Origin of the sequence: Streptomyces sp. NPDC001816, assembly GCF_042892235.1 — a bacterium.
Lineage (GTDB): Bacteria > Actinomycetota > Actinomycetes > Streptomycetales > Streptomycetaceae > Streptomyces.
On sequence record NZ_JBIATY010000007.1, the window covers coordinates 73,164 to 94,495 of the forward strand.

Consider the following 21,332-nt stretch of genomic DNA (forward strand, 5'->3'; position numbering starts at 1 on the left):
TCGCTGCAGCCGCACGGGTGCGGCCCCGCCTGGCGGTATGGCCGGCTGTTCGTCATGGGTGGGGTGTGGTCAGCCGTGGTAGGTGATGTAGCCGTTGCCGTCCGGGTCGGAGCCGTGGCTGGTGTAGGAGTGGGTGTCGGCGTGGGCTCCAGAGGGCTTGTACAGGTAGATGGTGTCCTTGTCGTTGTTCCAGATGAAGTTGCAGTTCTGGCGGTAGACGACGTTGTGGGCGTCGGAATCGGTGCCGTGGCCCCCGCGCAGCTTCACGTAGTCGCCGGGCTGAAGGTAGTGGTTGGTGGGGAAGGTGAAGTGGTTGCCGGTGGCGTCCTTGACGACGTAGCCCTTGAGGTTGACGGTCGTGCTGCGCGAGTAGTTCTTGATCGTCAGGTACTCGTCCTTGGTGTTGCCTCCGGAGCACCGGTTGGAGTCCGGGCCGGGTGCGTTGTACTGCACGCCCTTGATCTTCAGGGCTGAGGTGTACTCGGTGGCCTGTGCCGGTGCGGCGGTGAGCATGGCAGTCAGGGCGGCGGTGACGGCGGCCGCCAGGGCGTAGCGGGTACGCATGAGGAATCCCCCCTCAGTGGTGCGAATGGAGCGCCAGGAGCTTACACAGGAAGTGTCTGGAAAGTGACGGCTTGACGGAGGAGACGTGAAGGATGCTTGGGTCTTCGGCGGTATCGCGGCCGCTGCCGGGTCTGCTCCACGCCGCCCGGCCCACGTCACGAAGATTCTCGCGCAGCCCCTCAGGGGCGCAAGCGCTCGAGTTCGTCCGCGCGACGGTGGTCTTTGGGACGGCCTAGGGATCGCCTCATACGGATCAGGTCGTCCAGGGCGGCGTAGCGGATGGTGAAGCCCGCCGGGTCGTGGGTGCTCACCGCCCGGGCCAGGCAGGGGGTGATGTCCATGTCGCCCCAGGGCAGGTCGGGTGTGCACAGGTCACCGTCGGCGCCAGTCACCTGGTAGGCCGGTCGAGGTCGGGCAGGTCCGTGCAGCCCGTGGTGGTCAGGGCCTCGCGCAGGACGCGCGCCTGCTCGGGCGTGCCGTCCTACAGCAGGTCGAGGTCGCCGGTCAGCTCTGTCGAGCCGTGCATGATGCCGGCGACCTGACCTATGACCACCGCATGCGAACCGGCCTCATGCAGAGCCCGAAGGAAAGGGAACGGATCGAAGCCGAGCGCTCCGTCCGTGGCGAACGTGCCGACGACGTCGTCAGCTTCCTCCGGGCCACGGCCCGTGGTGGCACGTTCACGGGTGGCGTCCTGGATACGTCGGACGGCCTGACGAAGTCGCAGAGCAGCCTCACTCATTCAGCTCATTCAACAGCAAGCACAGCAGCCACGTATGGAGCACCCTCGAATCCCAGGTTCTCGCACAGCTTCTATCCGACCATGTCAAGCCACATGTGGCACTGGCTGCTGAAAGGCTCTGCGCTGTCTCGCAGCGCTGCCTTGAGCCACTCGGCTGTCGCAGTGGCTTGCGCTACCACGTCCGGCGGGTAACCGTACTGGACCTGATGACGGGCAAACTCGTCCTCGTCATCGATGAAGACGGCACCCGTCGCCCGTATCCGACACACATCGAGATCCAGGTCGACCATGGTGACCTCTGCCGGGTTCGGCCACTGGGACGGCGTGGTGACATCGCAGTAGACATCCAGGCGCGCAGGAGCCGCCTGGAAGAGCGCGGTCCACCAGACATCGCGCGGAAAGAGCATGACCCGCGGCTCCTCGGTCGCGTAGACCGGGCCCACCCCGCCTTTGCTGTAGACCGTACCGACACGCGCACCCAGCCACACTCCGTACTCGTCCTCACCAAGACGGACCATCGGATGATGCCAATGCAGGTGGCCGTCAAACTTGTGCACGGAGACGAGAACTTCGGCAGCAGTCATGATCAGGAGACTACTTGGCACGCTTCCCCGGTGAACCGTCCCGGTCGTAGCACTAGTTGGTGCAGGTGTCGAGCATGGTCGACAGCGCCGACTTCTCCGCGTCCGTGGTGGTCAGCTTCCAGACGGACTTGATGTGCGTGTAGTCCTTGGCGTAGGTGCACCAGAAGGCGTGGTTGGTGGGCTTCCATTCGGCCGGCCCGCTGTCGGACTTGGAGGAGTTGGCGGACTCCGAGGCGATCAGCAGCTGGGGGTCGTTGAGGTCGTTGCCGAAGTTCTTGCGCTGGTCCGTGGTCCAGGTGTCGGCGCCGGAGCGCCAGGCTTCGGCCAGGGGGACCATGTGGTCGATGGTGGCCTGGGCGACGTTGGTGACGGTGGTGTCGTCGTAGACGGAGTACCAGGAACCGCTGGAGGGCTGGCAGCTGCCCGGCTTGTCCTGCACGTCTTTGCCGTCACGGGCCAGGACGGCCTGGCGGGTGGTGCAGCCGTCCGGCTGGGTGGACCAGATGTCGAACTTGTCCCGGGCGTAGCCGTCCATCGAATGCGGGGTGGCCACGGTGAGCGCGGCCAGCTCTGTGCGTGCGGTTGCCGTCGAGGGTGGCGGGGGCGGCTCCGCGAGGGCCGGGGCGGCGCAGATGCCTATCAGGAGCAGGGTGGTTGCGGGTAGGCCGTAGACGGCGCGGCGCATGAAGTCTCCAAGGAGGGTGGGGGGTTGGAGATGCTCACACGAGAAAACCGCAGTCCTGGCACGGTTCGCTACGCGCGTTGACCATATGCGACAACTCCCCCACGCGGCCTTCACCACACGGTCACCCGCCACAGCTTGGACCGACCCGGTGCGCCAGCCTCACGACCGTCCCTTGGCTTCCACCGGGCCATGAGTTCAGCAAAGACCTGCCCAGGCTGGCTACTGATTCCCAATGGTGTGGCGAGAGCCTGTCCTTGGCCGGGTGCTCCACCGCACCGCCGGCGACATGGCAGCCGACGAGGCTCTATGGACACTTGCCCAGTGCTGACGCACACAACGTAGGCGCGCTTGCACGGGTGTCACCACCACCCACTAGTGTTCTCAGCCGCAACGCGTGATCTTGGATTCCGCGAGCGTATGCAAGGCGACGGGGAGGAACGGGGATGGGATACACGATCCCGGGCTGGCTGGACGACGTCCTGGACTTCATCGGGATCAAGTTCCCGAACGTGGACGAGGACGACTACCGCGAAATGGCCGATGCCATGCGGGACTTCGCCGACAAGTTCGAGGGCCATGGCGGCGACGCGCACAAGGCGGTCTCGCGGATCCTGTCGTCCTCGGAAGGCTGGGCCGTCGATGCGATGGAGAAGCACTGGAACCAGGTCAAGGCGAGCCACCTCGAGAAACTCCCGGAACTTGCACGCCTGTTCGCCGATGCCTGTGACGTGCTCGCGGACATCATCTTCGGGATGAAGACCAAGGCCGAGATCGAACTGGCCGCGATGGCGGCCTCGGTGGGCATCTCGGCCGGGCTCGCGGTGGCGACAGGCGGTCTGTCCGCGTTGATCGGCGCCGCCGAGGTCACGGCGATGCGCCAGGCGATCAAGCGGATCATCGACGAGGCCGTGGACCGCATCGTCGACGAGGTCCTGGCCAAGATCACCGAGCCGATCAACGCCAAACTGGAGGCAATGGTCGAGGACATGGTGCTCGACCTGGTCGACGGAGCGTTCCACATGCCGCCCGCCGCCGGAGGCAAGGGCGGCCACGGTGGACACGGCGGTCACGGCGGGATGCAGCTCGCCTCGGCCGGCGGTTCGGACGGCGGCGGGACCGGGGGCGCCCAGAAGAGCACCAAGATCGACCATGTCGAGTTCGAGGACGGCGCGGGCAAGGTCTCGCGGCACGGCAGCGAGCTGCACCTGGCCTCGTCCTCGCCGCTGAACCGGGCCAGGGGGGCGTTCGGGCGGAGCAAGGGCCGCGATCCGTTCACCAAGGCCTTCGACAGCGTGCTGCACGGCGCGCTCAAGGGCTCGGAGAAGGCCCTGGGCAAGATAGCCAAGCACGTCACGGAGACCGTGCCGGACCGGGTGAAGGCCACCTCCCGACTGCACAAGCACAACGACATCGAGATCGGCAAGCGGGCCCACGGCATCCACGTCAACAAGGGCGACGCGGGCGGCGGTTCGGGGCACGGCGCCGGTCCCGCATCCGGCCGCAAGCCCGACGACGGCCTCAAGATCGACTCGTCGAAGCTGTCCCAGCAGGCCCGCGAGCTGGAGGCCAAGGAGACGTGCGGCGACCCGATCGACATGGCCAGCGGCCAGATGATCCTCGCCCAGACCGATGTGGACCTGCCCGGCGTACTGCCGCTGGTGCTGCGCCGCACCCACCTGTCCGGCTACGTCGCGGGACGCTCCTTCGGACCGTCGTGGGCCGCCACGCTCGACGAACGCCTGGAGAAGGACGAGGCGTTGGGCGGGTACTGGTGGTATCGCGAGGACGGCTCCGCGCTCGCCTATCCGCGCCTGCCCGACCTGCCCGGCGACCGGGTCGGCCCGGCCGAGGGCGTACGGCTGCCGCTCACCTATGTCACGCGCGGCAGCAGCTACGTCCTGACGGTGCAGGACCCGCACAGCGGTCTCATACGTCACTTCGAACCCGCCGCCTCGGCGGACCAGGTGTGGTGGCTGGTGGGCCTCGAGGACCGCAACGGCAACTCCGTCACCGTGGAACGCGACGAGGACGACATGCCGCTCACCGTCACCCACGGCGGCGGCTACCGGGTCCGGGTCGACTCCGACGCCGAACAGGGCCTCGTCACCGGGCTGTCGATACTCACCGACGACGAGCCGGTGCGGATACGTTCCTTCCGTTACGACGACGCCGGGGACCTGACCGAGGTGCACAACGCGGTCGACGCCGCGACGCACTTCACGTACGACACCGCCCACCGCGTCACCGGCTGGCGGGACTCCAACGACACCGAGTTCACCTACACGTACGACAGCGCCGGCCGGGTGATCGAGACCCGCGGCACCGACGGCATCCTCAACTCCCGTGTGGCATACGGGGACATGCAGGAGGATGGCAGTAGCACCGTCACGTACACCGACTCGCTCGGGAACTCCACGGTCTACCGCGCCAACCGGCACGGTCAGATCATCGCTATCACCGACCCGCTCGGGCACACCACCATCCAGCAGTGGGACCGCTACGACCACTTGCTTTCCCGTACTGACCCGCTCGGCCGCACGACTCGTTGGGGGTGGGACGCCGCCGGCGACCTCGTCGCCGTCACCGCGCCCGACGGTGCCATGAGTCGCGTCGAGTACAACGACCTGCACTTGCCGACGCGGTGGACGGGCCCGGACGGGTCACAGATCCACCAGGAATTCGATGCACGCGGTAACCGCACCTTGGTGATCGGTCCGGACGGCGCCGCCACCCGGTACACCCACCACTCAACGGGTGCCCCCGCCACCGTGACTGACGCGTTGGGGGCGGTGCTGACGATCGAGGCTGATCCGGCTGGACTACCGCTGGCCCTCACCGACGCACACGAATCTCGCACCGTGTGCCGTCGCGATGCCTTCGGCCGGGTTGTCTCGATGGTCGATGCTCTCGGCGCCACCACAACCATGGCTCGGGATACCGAGGGTCGCCTCCTTGAACGCACTGCGGCCGACGACACGCGCGAGACGTGGCGCTGGGACGGCGAGGGCAACTGCCTGCAACACACCGACGCACTCGGCGTATCCACCCGCTACGCATACGGCTCCTTTGATCTGCTGCGCTCCAGTGTGCTGCCGGACGGATCCACCTATGCATTCAGCTATGACACCGAGCGGCGGCTCACCGCTGTTACCAACCCGATGGGTCTGACCTGGAACATTCGCTACAACGAACGCGGTGATCTCGTCGCGGAGACGGACTTCGACGGCCGTGGCATCACCAGTGTCTTCGATGCGGCCGGGCAGCTGGCCTCACGCCGTATGCCGGACGGCCACACGTGGACGTTCGCCTACGACGAGGTAGGCCGGCTCGTCACCAAGGACGTGGACGGGCAACGCACCGCCTATTCGTATGACACCGCCGGGCGTCTGGAGCACGCCAGCACCACCACCTCGGAGCTCAGCCTCGCCTACGACGCCGTCGGTCGTGTCGTTGCCGAGACTGTCGATGGGCGCACCATGCGCTACCGCTACGACGTGCTCGGACAGCGCACGGGCCGGACCACTCCCACCGGAGCGGTCAGTGAGGAAGCCTGGGATGCTGTCGGCAACCGTATTGGCCTGCGGCTGGGCCAGGCGCATCACTTGGCCTTCGAACATGACGTCCTGGGCCGGGAGATCCAGCGCATTCTCAGTCCCGATGCTGCGATCACCTCGCAGTGGGACCAGATGGGGCAGCTGACCAGCCAGACGCTGCGTGCCGGCGATCGCCGGATGCGCGACCGGCACTTCAGCTACCGCGCCGACGGCATGCTGACGGGCATCAGCGACTTTGCCACCGGCCGTGCCACACAGTTTCAGTTGGACCCGCTGGGCCGCCCCCTGGCTGCCGAGACTGGATCACGGCAGACCGAGGCGTACCACTACGACCCGGCGGGCAACCAGAGCTTCGCCGACTGGCCGAGCAGCCCTGCTGCACCAGAGGCTGCAGGTGAACGCTCGCTGGACGGCACCCGGATACTGGCCGCAGGGCGCACCACCTATCGCTACGACGAGGCCGGCCGGGTGGTCGAGCGCCGCAAGAAGCGCCTCTCCCACAAGCCGGACGTCTGGCACTACACCTGGGACCCAGAAGGTCGTCTCACGGCTTGCACCAGCCCCGACGGCACCGTCTGGCAGTACCGCTACGACCCCTTGGGGCGACGCACCGCCAAATGCCGTCTCGCCGACGATGGCCAAGTCGTCGAAGAGATCCGCTTCGCCTGGGACGGCACCCGGCTGGCCGAAGAAGCCAACACCGCCACCGGCACCCTTGTGTCCTGGGAATATGACGGATACCGCCCGCTGGCCCAGTACGAGCGCAGACCCCGCACCCAGGACGAGTTCGACACCCGCTTCTTCGCCATCGTCACCGACCTGATCGGCACCCCCACCGAGCTCGTGGACGAAGAAGGTCACGTCGCCTGGCAGACCCGCACCACCGTGTGGGGCACGACCGCCTGGAACACCGACGCGACCGCCTACAGTCCGCTGCGGTTCCCCGGTCAGTACGCCGACCCGGAAACCGGCCTGCACTACAACTACTTCCGCCACTACGACCCGGAAACCGCGCGCTACGCCACCCCCGACCCCCTCGGCCTGGCCCCCGCACCCAACCCTGTCGCCTATGTCGGCAGCCCCCACACGCAGTTCGACCCGCTCGGCCTGGCCCCCTGCGACGAAAAGGACGTGACCTGGGGCGGGCGTGTCCACTACCGCGCACCCGGTCCCGGCGGACGGGCCCAAGGCGTCACCGCCACTCTGACCCGCAGCATGATGGGCGGCAAGACGGACCCCAGAGTCGACCCGGCCGGTTGGGAGAGCGACAAGGGATACAACCGCGCCCATCTTCTGGGCGCCCAGATCGGCGGATCCAACAAGGACCCACGAAACTTCGTCACCATGCACGCCTACGCCAACAGCCCCATAATGAGGCGCTACGAGACCCAGGTACGCAAGGCCGTGGACAAGGGCGAGGTGATTGAATACTCCGCCACCCCTGTCTACAAGGGAGACAGCGTCATCCCCGAGGGTGTCTGGCTGGAGGCACAAGGTTCCGACGGATTCCAGTTCATGCCGAAGGGCGCAACCACCGGCACCAACCGCGTCTACATCCCCAACGAACCCAAGAACTGAAACAAAGGACAGCTCCAGTGAACGAGCATGTACGTCGTCTGATCGAGGTCCTGGAAGCAGACACCACCGCTGCACAACAGCAGGACTGGTCCGGCATCGAGTCAGAACTCCAGGTGCCGCTGCCCGACGACTACAAGGAGTTCATCGAGCACGTCGGCGGCGGCAAGGTCGACGGCTACCTGTACATCCTCGCGCCGTCCTCTCCGAACCAGCACTACGATCTCGCCAAGTCAGCCGCCGAGCGGCAAGAGGCTTACGAAGACATCTTCGACTTCGAGGACAAACCAGCCCAACTCGAACCGGAAGGAAGCCGCATCATCCCATGGGCCACCACCGACAACGGTGAATGGCTCTTCTGGCGGATCCTGCCTGGCCAAGAACCCACCGACTTCGCCGTACTGGTCAACGAAGCCCGCGGTGAACGCTGGGAGTTCCACGAGATGGGCTTCGCCGAGTACCTGACAGCTGTACTCCAGGGCGACATCCACTCAGACATCCTGTCATCGACGTTTCCCTCCAGCCCGCATGACTTCCACAAGTTCACACACACACCCTGAACCTGTTGAGTCTGGCGCATCAGGGCGCCGGCGAACGGCCCACGCAGCAGCAACCCTCTCCTCGCACGCCGCCGCTCGCCGTGGCCGGGGATGACCGGCACCCTCTGGAGGCACTGCCTTCACCACGCCCGGCCGACAGGCCGGACCGACTGCTGGAAGCCGGAACCACCGTGGCCGCGCGTCTGCGTGTTGCGGGAGTCATCGTGCTCCTCTACGCGTAGCCCGTGAGCCGCATCGTCCGGCTCAGCGTCGCCGACGTAATCCGCGACCGCGACACCGTGCTGCTACGGCTCGGGGAGCCAGCCTCACCCGTACCCGCACCGGTCGCTGACCTGCTACTGGAGCACATCGCAAGCCGGGACAACATGAACACCGCCACCAACCCGGCTTCCAGCTGGCTCTTCCCAGGGACATGGAGCCGGTACGCCCCCGGCGAGCATACGATCACCAACCGCCTCGACCCCGCGGAGAGGTGACCGTTGATGCACGAACTGCCAGGAACCGACACCTGAGATCTGGACCAGAAGGACCTTCGCGATCCAGGATCTCGGATCCACCAACGGCATCGTGCTGGACGGGCAGCACGCCACCCGCAGTACGCTCCCCGAACGCGCAGAAGGAGCCCTGCGGTCCCAACGGGTTTCCTAGGCCACGATGTTGGGAGGGCTCCCTGCGCGGTGTTCCGTCACACCTACAGATGGGAGGAACTCCGTATGGAGGAGAGTAGCCCGAACCGCTGGTGGAGGCACCTGGCCCGGTGGGACAGGTCGCGCACGGAGACTGCGGGTCCCCTTCGGAAGTGGGTCGGTCGGCAAGGACGGAGCGTCTCGGGTGAGTTCCTGCGGGGCGCGGCACAGAAGTTCGGCAGTGGCGCAGTGACCTTGCTCATCTTGTGGTGGGAAACCCACCACTGACGACGCTCTGACGGCGGGCCCACCGATTGGCGGGCCCGCTTCATGCTGCACGTCAGCACGGGCGCCGACGCACCCGGCCACCACGTAGGGTCACCGACCGGCTGGCCCCCAGGAGGAACCAGCGACGGTTGAATACGAGAGCCCACCAGTACCGAGGCCGGTGGCGGACAGACCTCATGCGGCCTGGCCAGCGCTCGGATGCGATCGGGGCTCGTGCATGTCTGAGGCCACCCCGAGGAGACTCTGCTCCGCCCCCCTTCCGGCAATGCTGAGCTGGAGGCCTGTTGGCGACAGATCGTCTGCGGGGCGCAACCGATCGCAACGTCGGTGCGTGAAGGAAACCGGAGGGCGCCCGGCTCCGGGCGCCTAGGGAGGCATGTGTGGTGTCGCTGCGCGACGACGATCCGACCGAGGTTGGCGGATACAAACTGGAAGGGCGCCTCGGTGCGGGCGGCATGGGTGTGGTGTACCTCGCCCGTTCGCCGCGAGGAACACCTGTCGCTTTGAAGGTGGTTCGGCCTGAGTGGGCCGAAAACAAGGCATTCCGGGAGAGGTTCGAACTCGAGGTCGCTGCAGCGAGGATGGTTCACAGTCAGTACACCGCGCCCGTCGTCGATGCCAGCCCGCGGGGACCGGAGCCCTGGATGGCTACGCTCTACGTGCCAGGCCAAAGCCTTCACACGCAGGTGTCGCAGAACGGCCCCTTGAGCGGGGCGGAGCTGACCGAACTGGCCGCCTCCCTGGCTCAGGCTCTCGCTGACATCCACCGCGCCGGAGTGATCCACCGCGACCTCAAGCCCAGCAACGTCTTGCTAACTGAGGACGGGCCCCGGGTCATCGACTTCGGAATCGCCCAAGCCACCGACGGCCGGGGGCTGACAGAAACCGGTCACATCGTGGGCACGCCAGCCTTCATGGCACCGGAGCAGCTGCAAGCCTCCCACATCGTTGGGCCGGAAGCGGACATCTTCGCCCTCGGATGTGTTCTGACCTTCGCGGCGACCGGGTACGGACCGTTCAAGGCGCACGGCGCCTTCGGTGCCGCCTACCAGGTCGTCCACGAGGAGCCAGATCTCACGGGTGTGCCGGACGGCCTACGGCAACTAGTGGCCGACTGTCTCAGCAAAGAGCCCCCGAATCGCCCGACGCCTGCGGCGATACGGAGACGGCTCACCAGTCCGCCGGCCCCGCCACCGACGCCAGTGCGGCGGGGGATGTCCGCACGGCGTAGGTGGGGCGTCCTCAAGCAGGTAGTGACCCGGCGTGTGCCTGCCTGGGCAGCCGCCTCAGCTGTCCTGGCTGCCGTGCCGTTGACGCTGGTCGCCGTGGGGATGACGAACGAGCACCAGCCCTCCTCTCCGAAAACGGAACGCCCACACATCGTGCTGGAGAACGCACAGCCCTGGGTATCGAATGTGCGCGTCGCGGCGGCTCCCGGAGAGCAGTGCGTTCCTGGCGATTCCGCATCGGGGATGCGGGCATTCCTCTACTGTCTGGCCGGTAGCCGAATCCTCAGCATCGAGGTCTATCACGGCAAGACGGTGTGGGAGCGCGTCCGTCCTGACGGTGACGACGAGGGACAGGCCACGCTGGTCGGCGTCCGCGGGGAGGAACTCTTCTACGCCACGAGCGCGGGAGGTCAGCCGGTGCTCCGGGCCCTGGGCGTGAGGACTGGAAGAATCCTGCGCACACGGAAGTTCGCCTATCCCTCGCAGATCGTTCTGTCCCACGGCAGCTTCCTGCTGATCTCCAGCGGCCGGATCGAAGGCCTCGACGCGACGGCCCAAAAGACGCTCTGGCAGCGGCCTCTCACCGGTGAGACGTCCGTCGCAACGCTCGGGGACAGGACTTACCTGATCGTGCGCGGACAGCAGCGCACAGAGGTGACCGCACTGAATCCCTCGACGGGTTCAGTCCAAACGCCCGTTGTCCTGCAAGGGAAGCTGCATCTCCTGGCGTCGGCGAACGGCCTTGTTGCTCTCGGCAACCGGAGCGCTGGCGAGGCAGATTCCACCTTTCTTCTCGTTCTCAACACCGCGACCAACACTGCGTCCCGCATCCCCCTCCGGGGCCAGAAATTCCGGCTTACCCTGAGCCGAGACACCGCACTCCTTGCCTACCAGGACGGCCATATCTCGGCAATCAATACCCGCACCGGCAAGGAGCGCTGGAGCGTCTCCGTGCAGGGCGCCGTGATTGCCGACCCGGTATACACCAACCGGCAGTTCCTTGTCATGACGGACGAAGGGAACGTGAGCGCCTTCAGTGCCGACCGTGGGACCCGAGTGGATCTCCACCATCCGCGCGACAGCGCCCCGGAGATGGCACCGTTTGACCGGCCGGAAATCATACGGAACAACGACGACTTCTATGCCCTCACGCCGGACGGTCTGCTGTACACGTTGCCCGAACGCTCTTCCCATTGATCAGAAACTCGCGGACCCTGAACTGGCGCCCCGTACGCCGGCTACGGGTGCACCGCGTCACCGGCCGGGGGCGCACAAGCCCTGCTGCTGGCTGAGTCCCGACTCCTCAGCACGCTCTGCCAGGGGTGTCGTGAATCCAGGACAGGCCGCCAAGGTCCAGACGCTGGCGGGTACGAGTGACGGCTACGTAGGCCAGGCGTGCTTCGGCGTCGTCGATCGGCTCGGGGGCAGTCGCGGGATCGCTTGGTTCTCCCGGCTGGTGCTGCTTGGGGCGGGCGAAGTCGTCGGCGATCAGGACGCACGGCCATTCCCGTCCCTTGGCTTTGTGGGCGGTGGAGGTAGTGATGTGGGCGGCCTGTTCGGGGACGAGCCGGGCGACAGCGGTGAGGATCGCGTCGGTGCCGTGGGTGTCGACGAGGTTGACCAGCGGCTGGAGGTCGCGGCCGGCGGGGTCGTGGGCGGCGTAGTCCTGCAGGTCGCCCCAGGAGGGGAAGAGGGTCAGTTCGGGGTGGTGGGTGCGGCGGCCTTCTTTCAGGTCGCGTGCTGCCTGGGCGAGGGCGTACAGGCTGTCTCCTCCTCCGGTCAGGGCGACTTGGTGTCCGGCGGCCATGTGGGTCATGACGTGGGCCATGGCGCCGACGTTGGTGCGGCACAGGACGGCGTCGGGGCTGGTGACGGGGCCGATTTCGGTCGGTACGGCGGGGGTGCCGGTGAGGCGGATGGGGGCGTCGGCCAGGTGCAGCCAGCGGTTGGCTTCCTCGGCGAGGTCGGGTCCGAAGCGGAAGGATTGCGACAGGGTCAGGTGGGTGCCGTTGAAGCCGGTCATGACGTCTTTGGCGCCGCGCCAGTGGTAGATGGCCTGGGCGGAGTCGCCGACCATGACGAGCTGGGCGTGATCACGCTGGTTGAGGAAGATCTGTTCGACGACGGGGTCGGTGTCCTGGGCTTCGTCCAGGAGCAGGTAGTCGGCGTCGAGTTTGGGCTGGGTGAGGGCCCAGATTTTCAGGTAGTGGTCGTGTTCGAAGCGCACGGCGCCGTCGTCGGGGTTTTGCAGGTCGCTCCAGGCTTTGCGGGCGATGGGGACGATGTGGGCGGCGAGTTCGCGGTGGAGGTCTGTGTCTTCCAGGCCGCGCAGTTTCGGGACGTGGTGGCGGGTGATCTGGTTGTCGGCGGTGTGGCAGAAGCGGGTCACGGTGCGCAGGAGGGCGTTGGACAGGGCTCGTTGGGAGAGGTCGCGTTCGCCGATGCGGATGGCTTTGGTGAGGCCGAGGGCCTGTCCGGTCTGCCAGGCGGGGCGGCGGGGTGCGTTCAGGCGGCGGGTGTAGCGGTGGCCGATGGCGGCGTAGGCCAGGGCGTGGGTGGTCTTGCACTGGACGGTGCGCGGGAAGCGGGCGGTGGCGTCGTGGGCGATGGCCCGGTTGTAGGCGAGGTAGCGGCCGCGGCGTTTGGTGGTGCAGGCGAGCAGGGCCAGGGTGGTGGTCTTGCCGGTACCCGCGCCGGCCTGGAGGGCGAGGTGTTCGCCGGCGTGGAAGGCGTCGGCCGCGGCAGTCTGTTCGTCGGTGGGCTTCACGGGGTGGGGTCCTTGGGGAGTCGGGTGAGTGCGTGCCCGACGGCGGCGAGCAGGTGTGCGGGGGTGGTGTGGGCCAGCAGTTGGAGTACCTCTTGGTGGAGGCGGTCGATCTCCTGCTTGGCGTGGTGGGCCAGGGCCCGGTGCACGGCCAGTTCCAGGAAGCGTTCCGGGGTCAGGCCGTCGCGGCCGGCTTCGGCGGTGAGGACGGCGTGTGTGGCGGGCGGGAGAGCCACGTTGAGCAGCACCTTGTGCTCTGCGTCGGGGTAGTGCGTGGTGATCACGTCGATGGGCAGCCGGTCGTTGAGTCGTCGGCGCAGTCGGCGTGCGGCCTGGTCGGGTGTCTCGGCTTTGACGAGGGCCATCAGGCGGGTGGTGTCGTGGTTGGCGGCGAGCGGCATGCTGCGGCAGGCGGTGTCGAGTTCGGCCTGGTCCAGGGGGCGGGTGAGGGTAATTTCCAGGGCATGGTGCGGCATCTGTCACCGGCGACCGGGGTGGTGGTGCGGTGCAGGGGCCGGCAGTCGGGTGTGGATGTGGGCGGTGTGCAGGAGCGGGTCGAAGGGCTGCCAGCCGGCCAGGGCCAGATCGGCTGCGGTAGGAGTGGCGGCGTGGATGATGCAGCGTTGGGCCCGCCAGCGCAGTTGCTCGGCGTAGGGCAGGTGGCCCAGGTCGTAGAGGGCCATGTGTGTGTCGGGCAGGGTGAGTTGTCCGCTTCGGGGCTGGGTGGGAAGCAGCATCCAGCGTCCTGCGGGGCTTCTCTGGTTGAGGACGGGGTGTGTGCAGCGGCGTCTTTGGCGGGTCTGGGCAACGCAGCGGATGTCTTCGACGGGACCTTCGCCGAGGTACGCGACGAGAAGGATCCGGACGACGGGCCGGGCGGGTTGCTTGTCACCGTCTTCCGGGGCTGTAGTGGCGGGCGTGTGGGATGCCGGGGTGAAGGCACCGGTGTCGACCAGGCGCCGGGAGCGCAGGGCCAGTTGGCGACGCAGCGGTGTCAGGCGGGGGCTGCTGACTCGGGAGTGAGGGGTCTGCTGAGGGCAGAGGGCGGCATGCGGGATACGGCACCATCCGCTGCCGTCGTCGTGGGGGTGAGCGATGCCGCCGCTGAGGTGCCAGCGACAGGCTTGGGAGACGTCGGCGCTGGCTACTTCCGCGGGGTGCAGGGCGATGGGCCGGTCGTCGGGCCGCGGGTACCAGTCGATGCGGTTGCCGCAGTAGCGGCAGCGGCCCATCTGCCCGGCGCGCAGCAGGCGGCTGGGACTGTTCGGGGCGATCTGCAGAGAGCGGCGGGGAGGGACGTGACGGGGACTGCCATCCCAATGGTGGTCGGTGTGTGCGGGGTGGGAGCGCATAGCGGCGACCGTGCCAGGTGCCACGCTGATGGCTGGTGGCGGCTTTCGGGGATGTCACACGACCGGCCCAACCAGAGGGAACACACGCCCGATGTGTGGATCTGTCGTTCGATGCCGTCTCGCCTGCGCGGGTGATCTCTCCTATGCCGCGAGCGGCCGACGGCATTGCCGGGTCAGGGCTGTGGCGCGTCGGGGGCGGGATGCCCCTCGCACAGGGAGGCGAGGAAGCGTTCGATGGGGACGCCGAACGCATGAGCCAGGGCGTGCCAGGTGGTAAGGCTGCCGGTGGTCCGACCGTGTTCGAGGTCGATGAGGGTACGCCTGGCCAGGCCGCTGCGTTCGGCGAGTTCGTCGAAGGTCCATCCGCGCTCGCCCCTGAGCCGCGCGAGTTCGACGCGCAGCGCGGTGAGGTTGGGGTCGGGCGGGAAGATCGTCACCCCACCATCCGACGGTGCAGACATCTGCCCTGTCAGTGCAGACCTCTGCACTATTTGTCCCGGAGGGGCGCGGCGGTCACGGTGCAGAGATCTGCACTACCGTGCGTCCGTCCCAGGACGCCCGACTGCAGGCATCTGCGGTTCTTCGGCATGGACAGACAGGAGGACGGTCGGCCGATGAGGTTCGGCGGTGCCGCAGTGCGGCGGATCTGGACGGTGGAACTGCGTCCACGGGCAGGCGGGCCGAACCTCGTCTGCGCCCATTGCACCGCCCGCACATCTGCGTGTGAGGCCGCATCCGCGCGGTCCGCCGCTCTGGCTCATCTGGCCTGTCACGCGCGCGCTGACACCTTGCCCAGACATCTGCGCACATGCCAGTGCCGGGCTCAAGGCTGCCGCTGGCATCCGCGCCACCGCGGCTGCGCCGGCCCGGTACTGCTCGCCCTCACCCGAGACCACAGCGGCCGCACCTGGCGGCTGGCAGACACCTGCGCAGCCTGCGCGGCCGCCACCAGCCACACCGCTGTCGTCCCCGACACACAGCTCCGCAGGCCGCACTCCCCCACCCCGCCAGCGCCTCCACGTGGCACCCATCAGCCCGGGCCGGAAGAACGCATGCGGGTACAGGAGGCGCTCACCTACCTCGCCACCGCCCTGCCCCGGTTCACCTCACCCGCCGCCCGCATGCTCGCCCTGCAGTGCGCCCTGCGTGCCGACGCCCGTGGCCACGCCCGCCTGCCCGCAGGACTGCTACGCAGCATGCGCCTGCACGGACGCACGGAAATCTGGGAGGAACTCGCCCACGCAGCCTGGCTGCACTCCCCCGACCTCAGGTCAACGCCGGTGGAGGTGCAGCTGCTCGACGCCACGGTCCTGGAGCAGGTCCCGGGTCGAAGGGCGCGCTGCCGCGCCGCACACTGGGCGCTGCGCCCCACACCCTTGCACCTGCCCGCGGCCTCGCCGCACGCACTGCGGCTGATCACACTCGTCCTGGCCGCACACATCAGCGACCGCACTGTGCACAGCGTCGACATCGACGTGCTCACCCGCCTGAGCGGGCACTCAACCCATCAACTCGCAGAACTACTCGACCGGCTGGTCGCCGTGCATGCGCTAGCAGCCTGGCACCACAACCGGTACACCGACGAGGTGTTGTGGCAACCGTTTGTGCAACACTCAAGGGTGCGGCCTGCAGCGCGGCGTCCGCGGCCCATCATCCGGTAGCGCAACTCTCGCCGGAGATCCCACACCAAAGCCCTGACACAGGAAAGCATTGCATGCACAGCGGAAACAGGGCTTCCCACCCGTACTATCGCTGCACCACACACTCTACGGCCGTGAACGTCCTCCCTGACCCGCCGCGACGACCCGCGAAGGACTTCAGCCCGGCCACGAACCGAGGAGAGAAAGATGCCCGAAGGCACGGCTACTGCCACCGAGTTGACTTCGCTGTACATCAGCCAGGTGGGCAGCGACCTCGAACGCAACATCAAGGAGCAGGAACGGATCACGGCAGAACTCACCGCACTGCAACAACAGTTGGCCACACTGCAGCATGACCACACCGTGCTGGTCAGCATGCAACAGGCCCTCGGCGTCCCGGCAGCAGCCCCTGAGCCTGCCGGCGCCGACAGCGCCTCTGTACCCTCCCCCAGGAAGAAGGCCACGAAGGCACCTGGCACTCGCCGGCCGGCGAAGTCGGGCACTGCGCAACAGCCCAGGACCAAGAAGCAGCCCGGCACGAAGCCCGCTGCCAAGAAGGCGGCAGCGAAAAGTGCGCGGCCCACCCTGGTCAATCTCATCCACGGCCACCTCACCGAGCAGAGTGAACCCCGCTCCGCAGCGGAAGTAGCCGAGGCACTCGGCCACACGCACCCCGACCGCAACATCGCGACCACTGTCGTGCGCACCACCCTCGAAAACCTCGTGGCCAAAAGCCTGGCTCAGCGGAGCAAGCAGGGCAGCTCTGTCTTCTACACCGCTGCCCATGCGCCGGAGCCGACGGCACCCACGGGCGAGGCCCAGCCCGAAACCGCCGGTTAGGCCCCGGGCCTGTGGAGGTCCGCACCAGCACGCTCGCCTGCCGTCTGGCGCTGGTCAACGCGCCCGGACGCAGGCTCCGTAGCTGTCGCTCTGGCGGAACACCGACACCTCCTGAGCCGGGGCGGGCCATACCTGGACGAGGTATCACTCGGTGCCGACACCGAGTGCAGTGACACTTCGACGATCACTTCCCAGCGGGTGTCCTCTGGTTGAGGGGCTTCGGTGTGGAAGGTGACGGTGATGACTTTGTCCATCAGAACGGGTTCTGGCTCACCTTCTGTGGAGCAGTAACCCTGCGTGCTGTCGAAACCCTGCGCACCCGACCCGGCCCAGATGGCGTCCCACCCGTCTCGGGGCCACTGCAGGCGTATTCCGCCCCACGCCCTCAGCTGCGTGCTCGTCGCGAGAGGATGGGGTGGTGATCCGCTACGACACCGAGATACAGGCCCTGTACCGCCGCTATTGCCTCCCCGCGCGCCGCTACCTGAAGCTCGGCGGAGCGGTACTTCGCATGTCGCGCGAGGAGTACGAGCCGTTCGTTCAGCACCTGGCCGCTGATGCGAGGGCTGTTACCGACGCCGAGCTCACTATCCTCTTCGAAGGCAGCTGGCGCGAGCGGCGGACCGCGGCATGGCTCGCCGCCATCTCGCGCCGTGACCACTTCCGTGAGCGTCTGGGTGCGCTGCTGCTGGAGAGTGAGGTCTGCTGCGCGGGTGGGGCCTACTGTGTGGCACTGGCGAGTTTCGGCACCGCACGGGACGCCGACTTGCTTGCCGCTTACCTGGATCGCTACCTGCGCCGGCCCGACCTCGCCTACGACCAGCCGACAGCCATGGGCGCCCTGGCCTACACGGAGTCCGTCCTGCACGGCGACCGGGCCAGCCACCTCCTCCAGGAGGGCGGCCTGTGGCGGAAGTGGTTCCAGGACGCGCCCCACATGCACGGCGATGACGGCATCTCTAGCTACCTGGGCGGCATCCGCCTCGCCTGCGCCGTTGTAGACGAATGCGCCAGCATCTGACCTCCTCGGCTTCGTTCACTGCGAAGACTCTGGCTCAACGCCCGGGACGCGGCCACCCTCCGTCACGCCAGTAGGACACGCTTGCGCAGAAGTTGGAACCCTGCACGGCCGAACATCTGGCGCTTGAGCATCTTGATCCTGTTGACATGGCCTTCGACCGCGCCCGAGCTCCAGGGCAGGGTCAATCCGGCGGTGACGGCGTCGATGTCGCGGTCGATGCCGGCGGCGAGGGTGTGGAGGCTGGGGAGATCATCCTGCCGGACGGTATCGAGCCAGGCCGGGAGGCGCTCGCCCTGGCGCTCGGTGAGCATGGTCGCGAAGGACCGGACGTGGAGGGTGAGGGCGTCGAGTTCGGGGCACTGGGTGCGGACGGTCTTGAGCTGGAGTTGTTCGGGCTCGGTGAGGGTTTCCGGGCGTCTGAGGATCCATCCGGAGACTGTTCGGGGTGACGGCGGCCGGGCGGTCACCGGTTGCGGTGAGGTGCGCTTCTTGTGCAGGTAGGCGCGGACGCGTTGGTAGCTGCTCTTGTAGCCGAGCGGCACGATTTCCTCGCACAGCTTCCAGGCGTTGGTGATGCCGTCGTTCCAGCGGTCGTCCAGGTAGGGCTTGTAGTCGTCGAGGACCGAGGTCCGGTTCTGCCACTGGCCGGTGAACAGGTCCTCCGGCTTCGCGGCGTCGAAGAACCGTTTGACGGTGTGCCAGGCCATGCCGAGCTGCCGCTGGACCGAACGCAGGCTGTGTCCTGCCTCCAGGAGTGCGTGAACGGCGGCGTGCCGAGACCTGGTGCGGTCGGCGAACCGGTGTCCTGTCGGCCAGGGTGAACCGGACGGCTCGTCTTCCGGGGCGGGGTGAGGTTCGGGTTCGGGGGCGGCCGGGACAAGGGCTCGCAGGCAGCGGCGCGGTGCCACCGGTCCGCGACCTGGACGGCCTGCGGGGCGCCGGCGGAGGCGCCTTCGGCGAAGAAAGGCGCCCGGTCGCGGCATACGACCTCGACGCCCGGCCGTGCGGCGAGCCAGGCCGCCAGGCTGGACGCCTCCCGGTCCGGCAGCAGATCGACAGGGCGCCGGGTCTCGATGTCGATGAGGACAGTGCCGTAGTGGCGGCCCTTGCGGGTGGCGTACTCGTCGACGCCGACCATCCGCGGCGCGGGGATCTCGGGTTCGGGAAGATCGTCCACCAGCCGAAGCACCGTGCTGCGGCTGACGGACACCCCGAGAACGCTGGCGATGCGGGCCCCGGCGCGGCCTGCGAGGGCCAGGCCGACTGCGGCCAGGGTGGAACGCAACCGCTCGGTCCGCTGACTGTGCCGGCGGGTCAGGCCGGGCACCTGCTCGACGAAGGTACGGCGCGCGCAGCCCGAGTTCCCACAGGTGAACCGACGGACCCTCAACTGGAGAACAACACTTCGGCCACCGCTCGGCACATCAGCGGGAAACCGCAGGTAGGAACCATGAACCCGGTTCGACCAGACTCTGCAGACCGGGCACACGGCACCGTCCGCCACAGATTGCGCATCAACGCGCACTATCTCGATATTCACGTCCACCGACAGCACCGCGACGTCCGCGATCGACGGGAACAACAACTCTTTGAGCCGGAGCACAACATCTTCCACGGCCGCGAACTGTCAGCCCAACCGCCGAGCCGACGGGCCATTTTCGGGCGACTTCGCGTACGGCTCGAAGAGGTCCAGCTGTCACTCAGAGTGGCCGCGTCACAGAAGTTGAGCCAGAACCCGTTCTGAGGCTCTGGCACAGCTTTTGTGGGGCATCAGCAGTGGCAGTGCACTCGTACCAGGATCGTGTCGTGGGGCAGCTGCGACAGGTATGCCTCGCTGCCCGGCCAGACAGCGGGCCCGGGGGGTTCGTGAGGACACGAATCCGGGTCGCAGTACGCGTGAAGGGCTCTTCCATCGCTCTCTCGCCACCAGCCGTCCACGGTGAGCACGTCCGTGTCCTGCGGAACCCAGGAGAACTCACGGATGTAGTCGGCACGGCTGCCGCGGAAGCCGATGACGGGATGCTCCGTATAAAACGGGGGGGCTGGATGGCCCAGGCCGAGGCGTGCGGATCATTTTCCCAACGGTCCACGAAAACCGTGAGGGGCAGTGCCGGCGGGTGTACGGCGGACAGATGCTGCCACAGGTCCCAGGACGCGGCTGTCACTCGCTCGGAAGCGGCTTGCGGCCGTGAGAAGTCGAGCAGGGCACGCGGTCCTCCGGCACAGACTCCTGGAGCGCTGGGAGCGGGGATGCCGTCATATCGGGGCTCGTCGTGAACCAGCCTGGGATCGTCTTCGTATCCGCGGACGACCGCGAACCCCCGACCGTTGCTGCCACCGCGGATGCGGCGTGAATCCCACATGCCGCGGTCCACGGGGTTGTCACTGTCCTGGTCAAACGGCGCGAGGGCCGCCGTGAGGGCCCCGTCAATGTCGTCCGCGGCTCCGGGTGACAGACACACCGTCACTGTCAGGCCGGCCATACGCTCTCCCCGCTCTGTTGGCGGACAGCATGATCGCATCGAGCGGCTACGCTCGGCATGCCGATTTGGCACCGAGCAGGCGTCCCGCCCGTTCTGAGCCACTGGCCCGGCCCCAGCAGACCGCCTGCTGACGTCCGCGATGAGGCCGTCGACCGGCTTCCGCCCCCGCCACAGAAGATGAGCCAGACCCCGTTCTGATGGACAAAGCCACGGTGACGTCGACATCGCCGGTCGGGCCGCCGAGGGCAGCCTCCCGTGTGCTCTCCCGGAAGTTGAAATCCAAGCACACGGACGGCGGCGTACGATCACCGTAGGGATCTCAACGCGTTGATCGGTATGGGGAGCCAGCGTGGCCGAGTTGATCCGCCAGCAGGATGCTGACGTGGAAGTGGACTTTAACGGTTTCGCTCTGCAAGACGTCGATGACACGCTGGTGCCCCTCGAGTACCCGGAGGGGCGTGAACCCGGCGGCGCGTTCCTGACCGCCCGCGAAGCGCGTCTGGATATCGAGAGCGCTGGGCACACTCACACCGCCACTTTGGCCACTGAGGTGTGGGACACGGAGCCGCCAGCCGCTGACGATCGCGGGGACTGGGAGGAGCGGGGAGAAGTCGTTCTGCACTGCCCGTCGGGGGAGCTGGCCCTGTGGGGTGTCACAAGCGGGCCCCGTGAGACCTACCTGCAGCTGCCGGAGAAGGATGTCACGTGGCGGGTGCGGGTGTACTGCGAGGGCCGCCAGGAAGTGCGGCGCCTGGCACAGGAGGGCGTGCCGGAGGGCATCGAGCACTACCTGGTGCAGTTCTGGCCGGCGGGCAAATGACGTTG

Annotated in this window: 18 protein-coding genes and 1 pseudogene; 8 read left to right on the forward strand and 11 right to left on the reverse strand. The window is 67.5% G+C overall.

The annotated features are described in order from the left end of the window. Nucleotides 1-69: 69 nt before the first annotated feature. The 5 genes from ACFYZZ_RS25080 to ACFYZZ_RS25100 all read right to left on the reverse strand — a co-directional run bounded on the left by ACFYZZ_RS25080 (nucleotide 70) and on the right by ACFYZZ_RS25100 (nucleotide 2,575). Nucleotides 70-564 carry a lamin tail domain-containing protein gene (locus ACFYZZ_RS25080; RefSeq protein WP_389179978.1) on the reverse strand — a complete coding sequence of 165 codons (495 nt, stop codon included), beginning with the start codon at nucleotides 562-564 and terminating at the stop codon, nucleotides 70-72. A 179-nt stretch (nucleotides 565-743) separates the two neighbouring features. Continuing rightward, nucleotides 744-956 (reverse strand): hypothetical protein, encoded by a 213-nt coding sequence (locus ACFYZZ_RS25085; protein WP_389179980.1) that lies wholly within the window; start codon nucleotides 954-956, stop codon nucleotides 744-746. Between the two features lie 89 nt (nucleotides 957-1,045). Beyond that, complete coding sequence (locus ACFYZZ_RS25090; RefSeq protein WP_389179982.1) at nucleotides 1,046-1,306, reverse strand: hypothetical protein; 261 nt, start codon at nucleotides 1,304-1,306, stop codon at nucleotides 1,046-1,048. Between the two features lie 71 nt (nucleotides 1,307-1,377). Further along, nucleotides 1,378-1,890 (reverse strand): DUF402 domain-containing protein, encoded by a 513-nt coding sequence (locus ACFYZZ_RS25095; protein ID WP_389179985.1) that lies wholly within the window; start codon nucleotides 1,888-1,890, stop codon nucleotides 1,378-1,380. 52 nt (nucleotides 1,891-1,942) lie between these two features. Beyond that, entirely contained in the window at nucleotides 1,943-2,575 is a 633-nt protein-coding gene (locus ACFYZZ_RS25100; RefSeq protein ID WP_389179988.1) for an HNH endonuclease family protein, read from the reverse strand. 443 nt (nucleotides 2,576-3,018) lie between these two features. On the opposite strand from ACFYZZ_RS25100, the gene ACFYZZ_RS25105 reads away from it, so the two are divergent. From ACFYZZ_RS25105 to ACFYZZ_RS25120, 4 genes are all read left to right on the forward strand, one after another. Next, entirely contained in the window at nucleotides 3,019-7,707 is a 4,689-nt protein-coding gene (locus ACFYZZ_RS25105; RefSeq protein ID WP_389179991.1) for a DUF6531 domain-containing protein, read from the forward strand. Between the two features lie 17 nt (nucleotides 7,708-7,724). After that, the gene (locus tag ACFYZZ_RS25110; RefSeq protein WP_389179994.1) at nucleotides 7,725-8,264 is read left to right on the forward strand and encodes an SMI1/KNR4 family protein; all 540 of its coding nucleotides are present in this window, start codon (nucleotides 7,725-7,727) and stop codon (nucleotides 8,262-8,264) included. A gap of 224 nt (nucleotides 8,265-8,488) precedes the next feature. Next, nucleotides 8,489-8,740: a hypothetical protein gene (locus tag ACFYZZ_RS25115; protein ID WP_389179997.1), complete on the forward strand. Its 252-nt coding sequence runs from the start codon at nucleotides 8,489-8,491 to the stop codon at nucleotides 8,738-8,740. An 821-nt stretch (nucleotides 8,741-9,561) separates the two neighbouring features. Continuing rightward, a complete protein-coding gene (locus ACFYZZ_RS25120) occupies nucleotides 9,562-11,604 on the forward strand; it encodes a protein kinase (RefSeq protein WP_389180000.1) in 2,043 nt (680 codons plus the stop codon). A 106-nt stretch (nucleotides 11,605-11,710) separates the two neighbouring features. On the opposite strand, the gene ACFYZZ_RS25125 is transcribed toward ACFYZZ_RS25120, so the two are convergent. From ACFYZZ_RS25125 to ACFYZZ_RS25140, 4 genes are all read right to left on the reverse strand, one after another. Beyond that, nucleotides 11,711-13,174, reverse strand: a complete 1,464-nt coding sequence (locus tag ACFYZZ_RS25125) for a UvrD-helicase domain-containing protein (protein ID WP_389180003.1) — start codon at nucleotides 13,172-13,174, stop codon at nucleotides 11,711-11,713. Then, nucleotides 13,171-13,647 (reverse strand): hypothetical protein, encoded by a 477-nt coding sequence (locus ACFYZZ_RS25130; protein ID WP_389180006.1) that lies wholly within the window; start codon nucleotides 13,645-13,647, stop codon nucleotides 13,171-13,173. The genes ACFYZZ_RS25125 and ACFYZZ_RS25130 overlap by 4 nt, the downstream gene beginning before the upstream one ends. 3 nt (nucleotides 13,648-13,650) lie before the next feature. After that, nucleotides 13,651-14,523 (reverse strand): DUF6083 domain-containing protein, encoded by an 873-nt coding sequence (locus tag ACFYZZ_RS25135; RefSeq protein WP_389180009.1) that lies wholly within the window; start codon nucleotides 14,521-14,523, stop codon nucleotides 13,651-13,653. A gap of 173 nt (nucleotides 14,524-14,696) precedes the next feature. Then, nucleotides 14,697-14,960: a helix-turn-helix transcriptional regulator gene (locus tag ACFYZZ_RS25140; RefSeq protein ID WP_389180012.1), complete on the reverse strand. Its 264-nt coding sequence runs from the start codon at nucleotides 14,958-14,960 to the stop codon at nucleotides 14,697-14,699. 615 nt (nucleotides 14,961-15,575) lie between these two features. On the opposite strand from ACFYZZ_RS25140, the gene ACFYZZ_RS25145 reads away from it, so the two are divergent. The 3 genes from ACFYZZ_RS25145 to ACFYZZ_RS25155 all read left to right on the forward strand — a co-directional run bounded on the left by ACFYZZ_RS25145 (nucleotide 15,576) and on the right by ACFYZZ_RS25155 (nucleotide 18,024). Further along, complete coding sequence (locus tag ACFYZZ_RS25145) at nucleotides 15,576-16,184, forward strand: hypothetical protein (RefSeq protein ID WP_389180015.1); 609 nt, start codon at nucleotides 15,576-15,578, stop codon at nucleotides 16,182-16,184. Nucleotides 16,185-16,370: 186 nt separating this feature from the next. Then, nucleotides 16,371-17,003 carry a BlaI/MecI/CopY family transcriptional regulator gene (locus ACFYZZ_RS25150; protein WP_389180017.1) on the forward strand — a complete coding sequence of 211 codons (633 nt, stop codon included), beginning with the start codon at nucleotides 16,371-16,373 and terminating at the stop codon, nucleotides 17,001-17,003. Nucleotides 17,004-17,421: 418 nt separating this feature from the next. After that, nucleotides 17,422-18,024 (forward strand): DUF6000 family protein, encoded by a 603-nt coding sequence (locus ACFYZZ_RS25155; protein ID WP_389180019.1) that lies wholly within the window; start codon nucleotides 17,422-17,424, stop codon nucleotides 18,022-18,024. A gap of 62 nt (nucleotides 18,025-18,086) precedes the next feature. Here the strand turns inward: ACFYZZ_RS25155 and ACFYZZ_RS25160 are convergent, their stop codons facing one another. Further along, the gene (locus ACFYZZ_RS25160; protein WP_389180021.1) at nucleotides 18,087-18,731 is read right to left on the reverse strand and encodes a transposase; all 645 of its coding nucleotides are present in this window, start codon (nucleotides 18,729-18,731) and stop codon (nucleotides 18,087-18,089) included. A 254-nt stretch (nucleotides 18,732-18,985) separates the two neighbouring features. Beyond that, nucleotides 18,986-19,639 (reverse strand): annotated as a pseudogene (locus tag ACFYZZ_RS25165) (ISL3 family transposase); the annotation flags it as partial. Between the two features lie 1,217 nt (nucleotides 19,640-20,856). Here ACFYZZ_RS25165 and ACFYZZ_RS25170 point away from each other — a divergent pair. Beyond that, nucleotides 20,857-21,327: a hypothetical protein gene (locus ACFYZZ_RS25170; RefSeq protein ID WP_389180024.1), complete on the forward strand. Its 471-nt coding sequence runs from the start codon at nucleotides 20,857-20,859 to the stop codon at nucleotides 21,325-21,327. The last annotated feature ends 5 nt before the right edge of the window (nucleotides 21,328-21,332 follow it).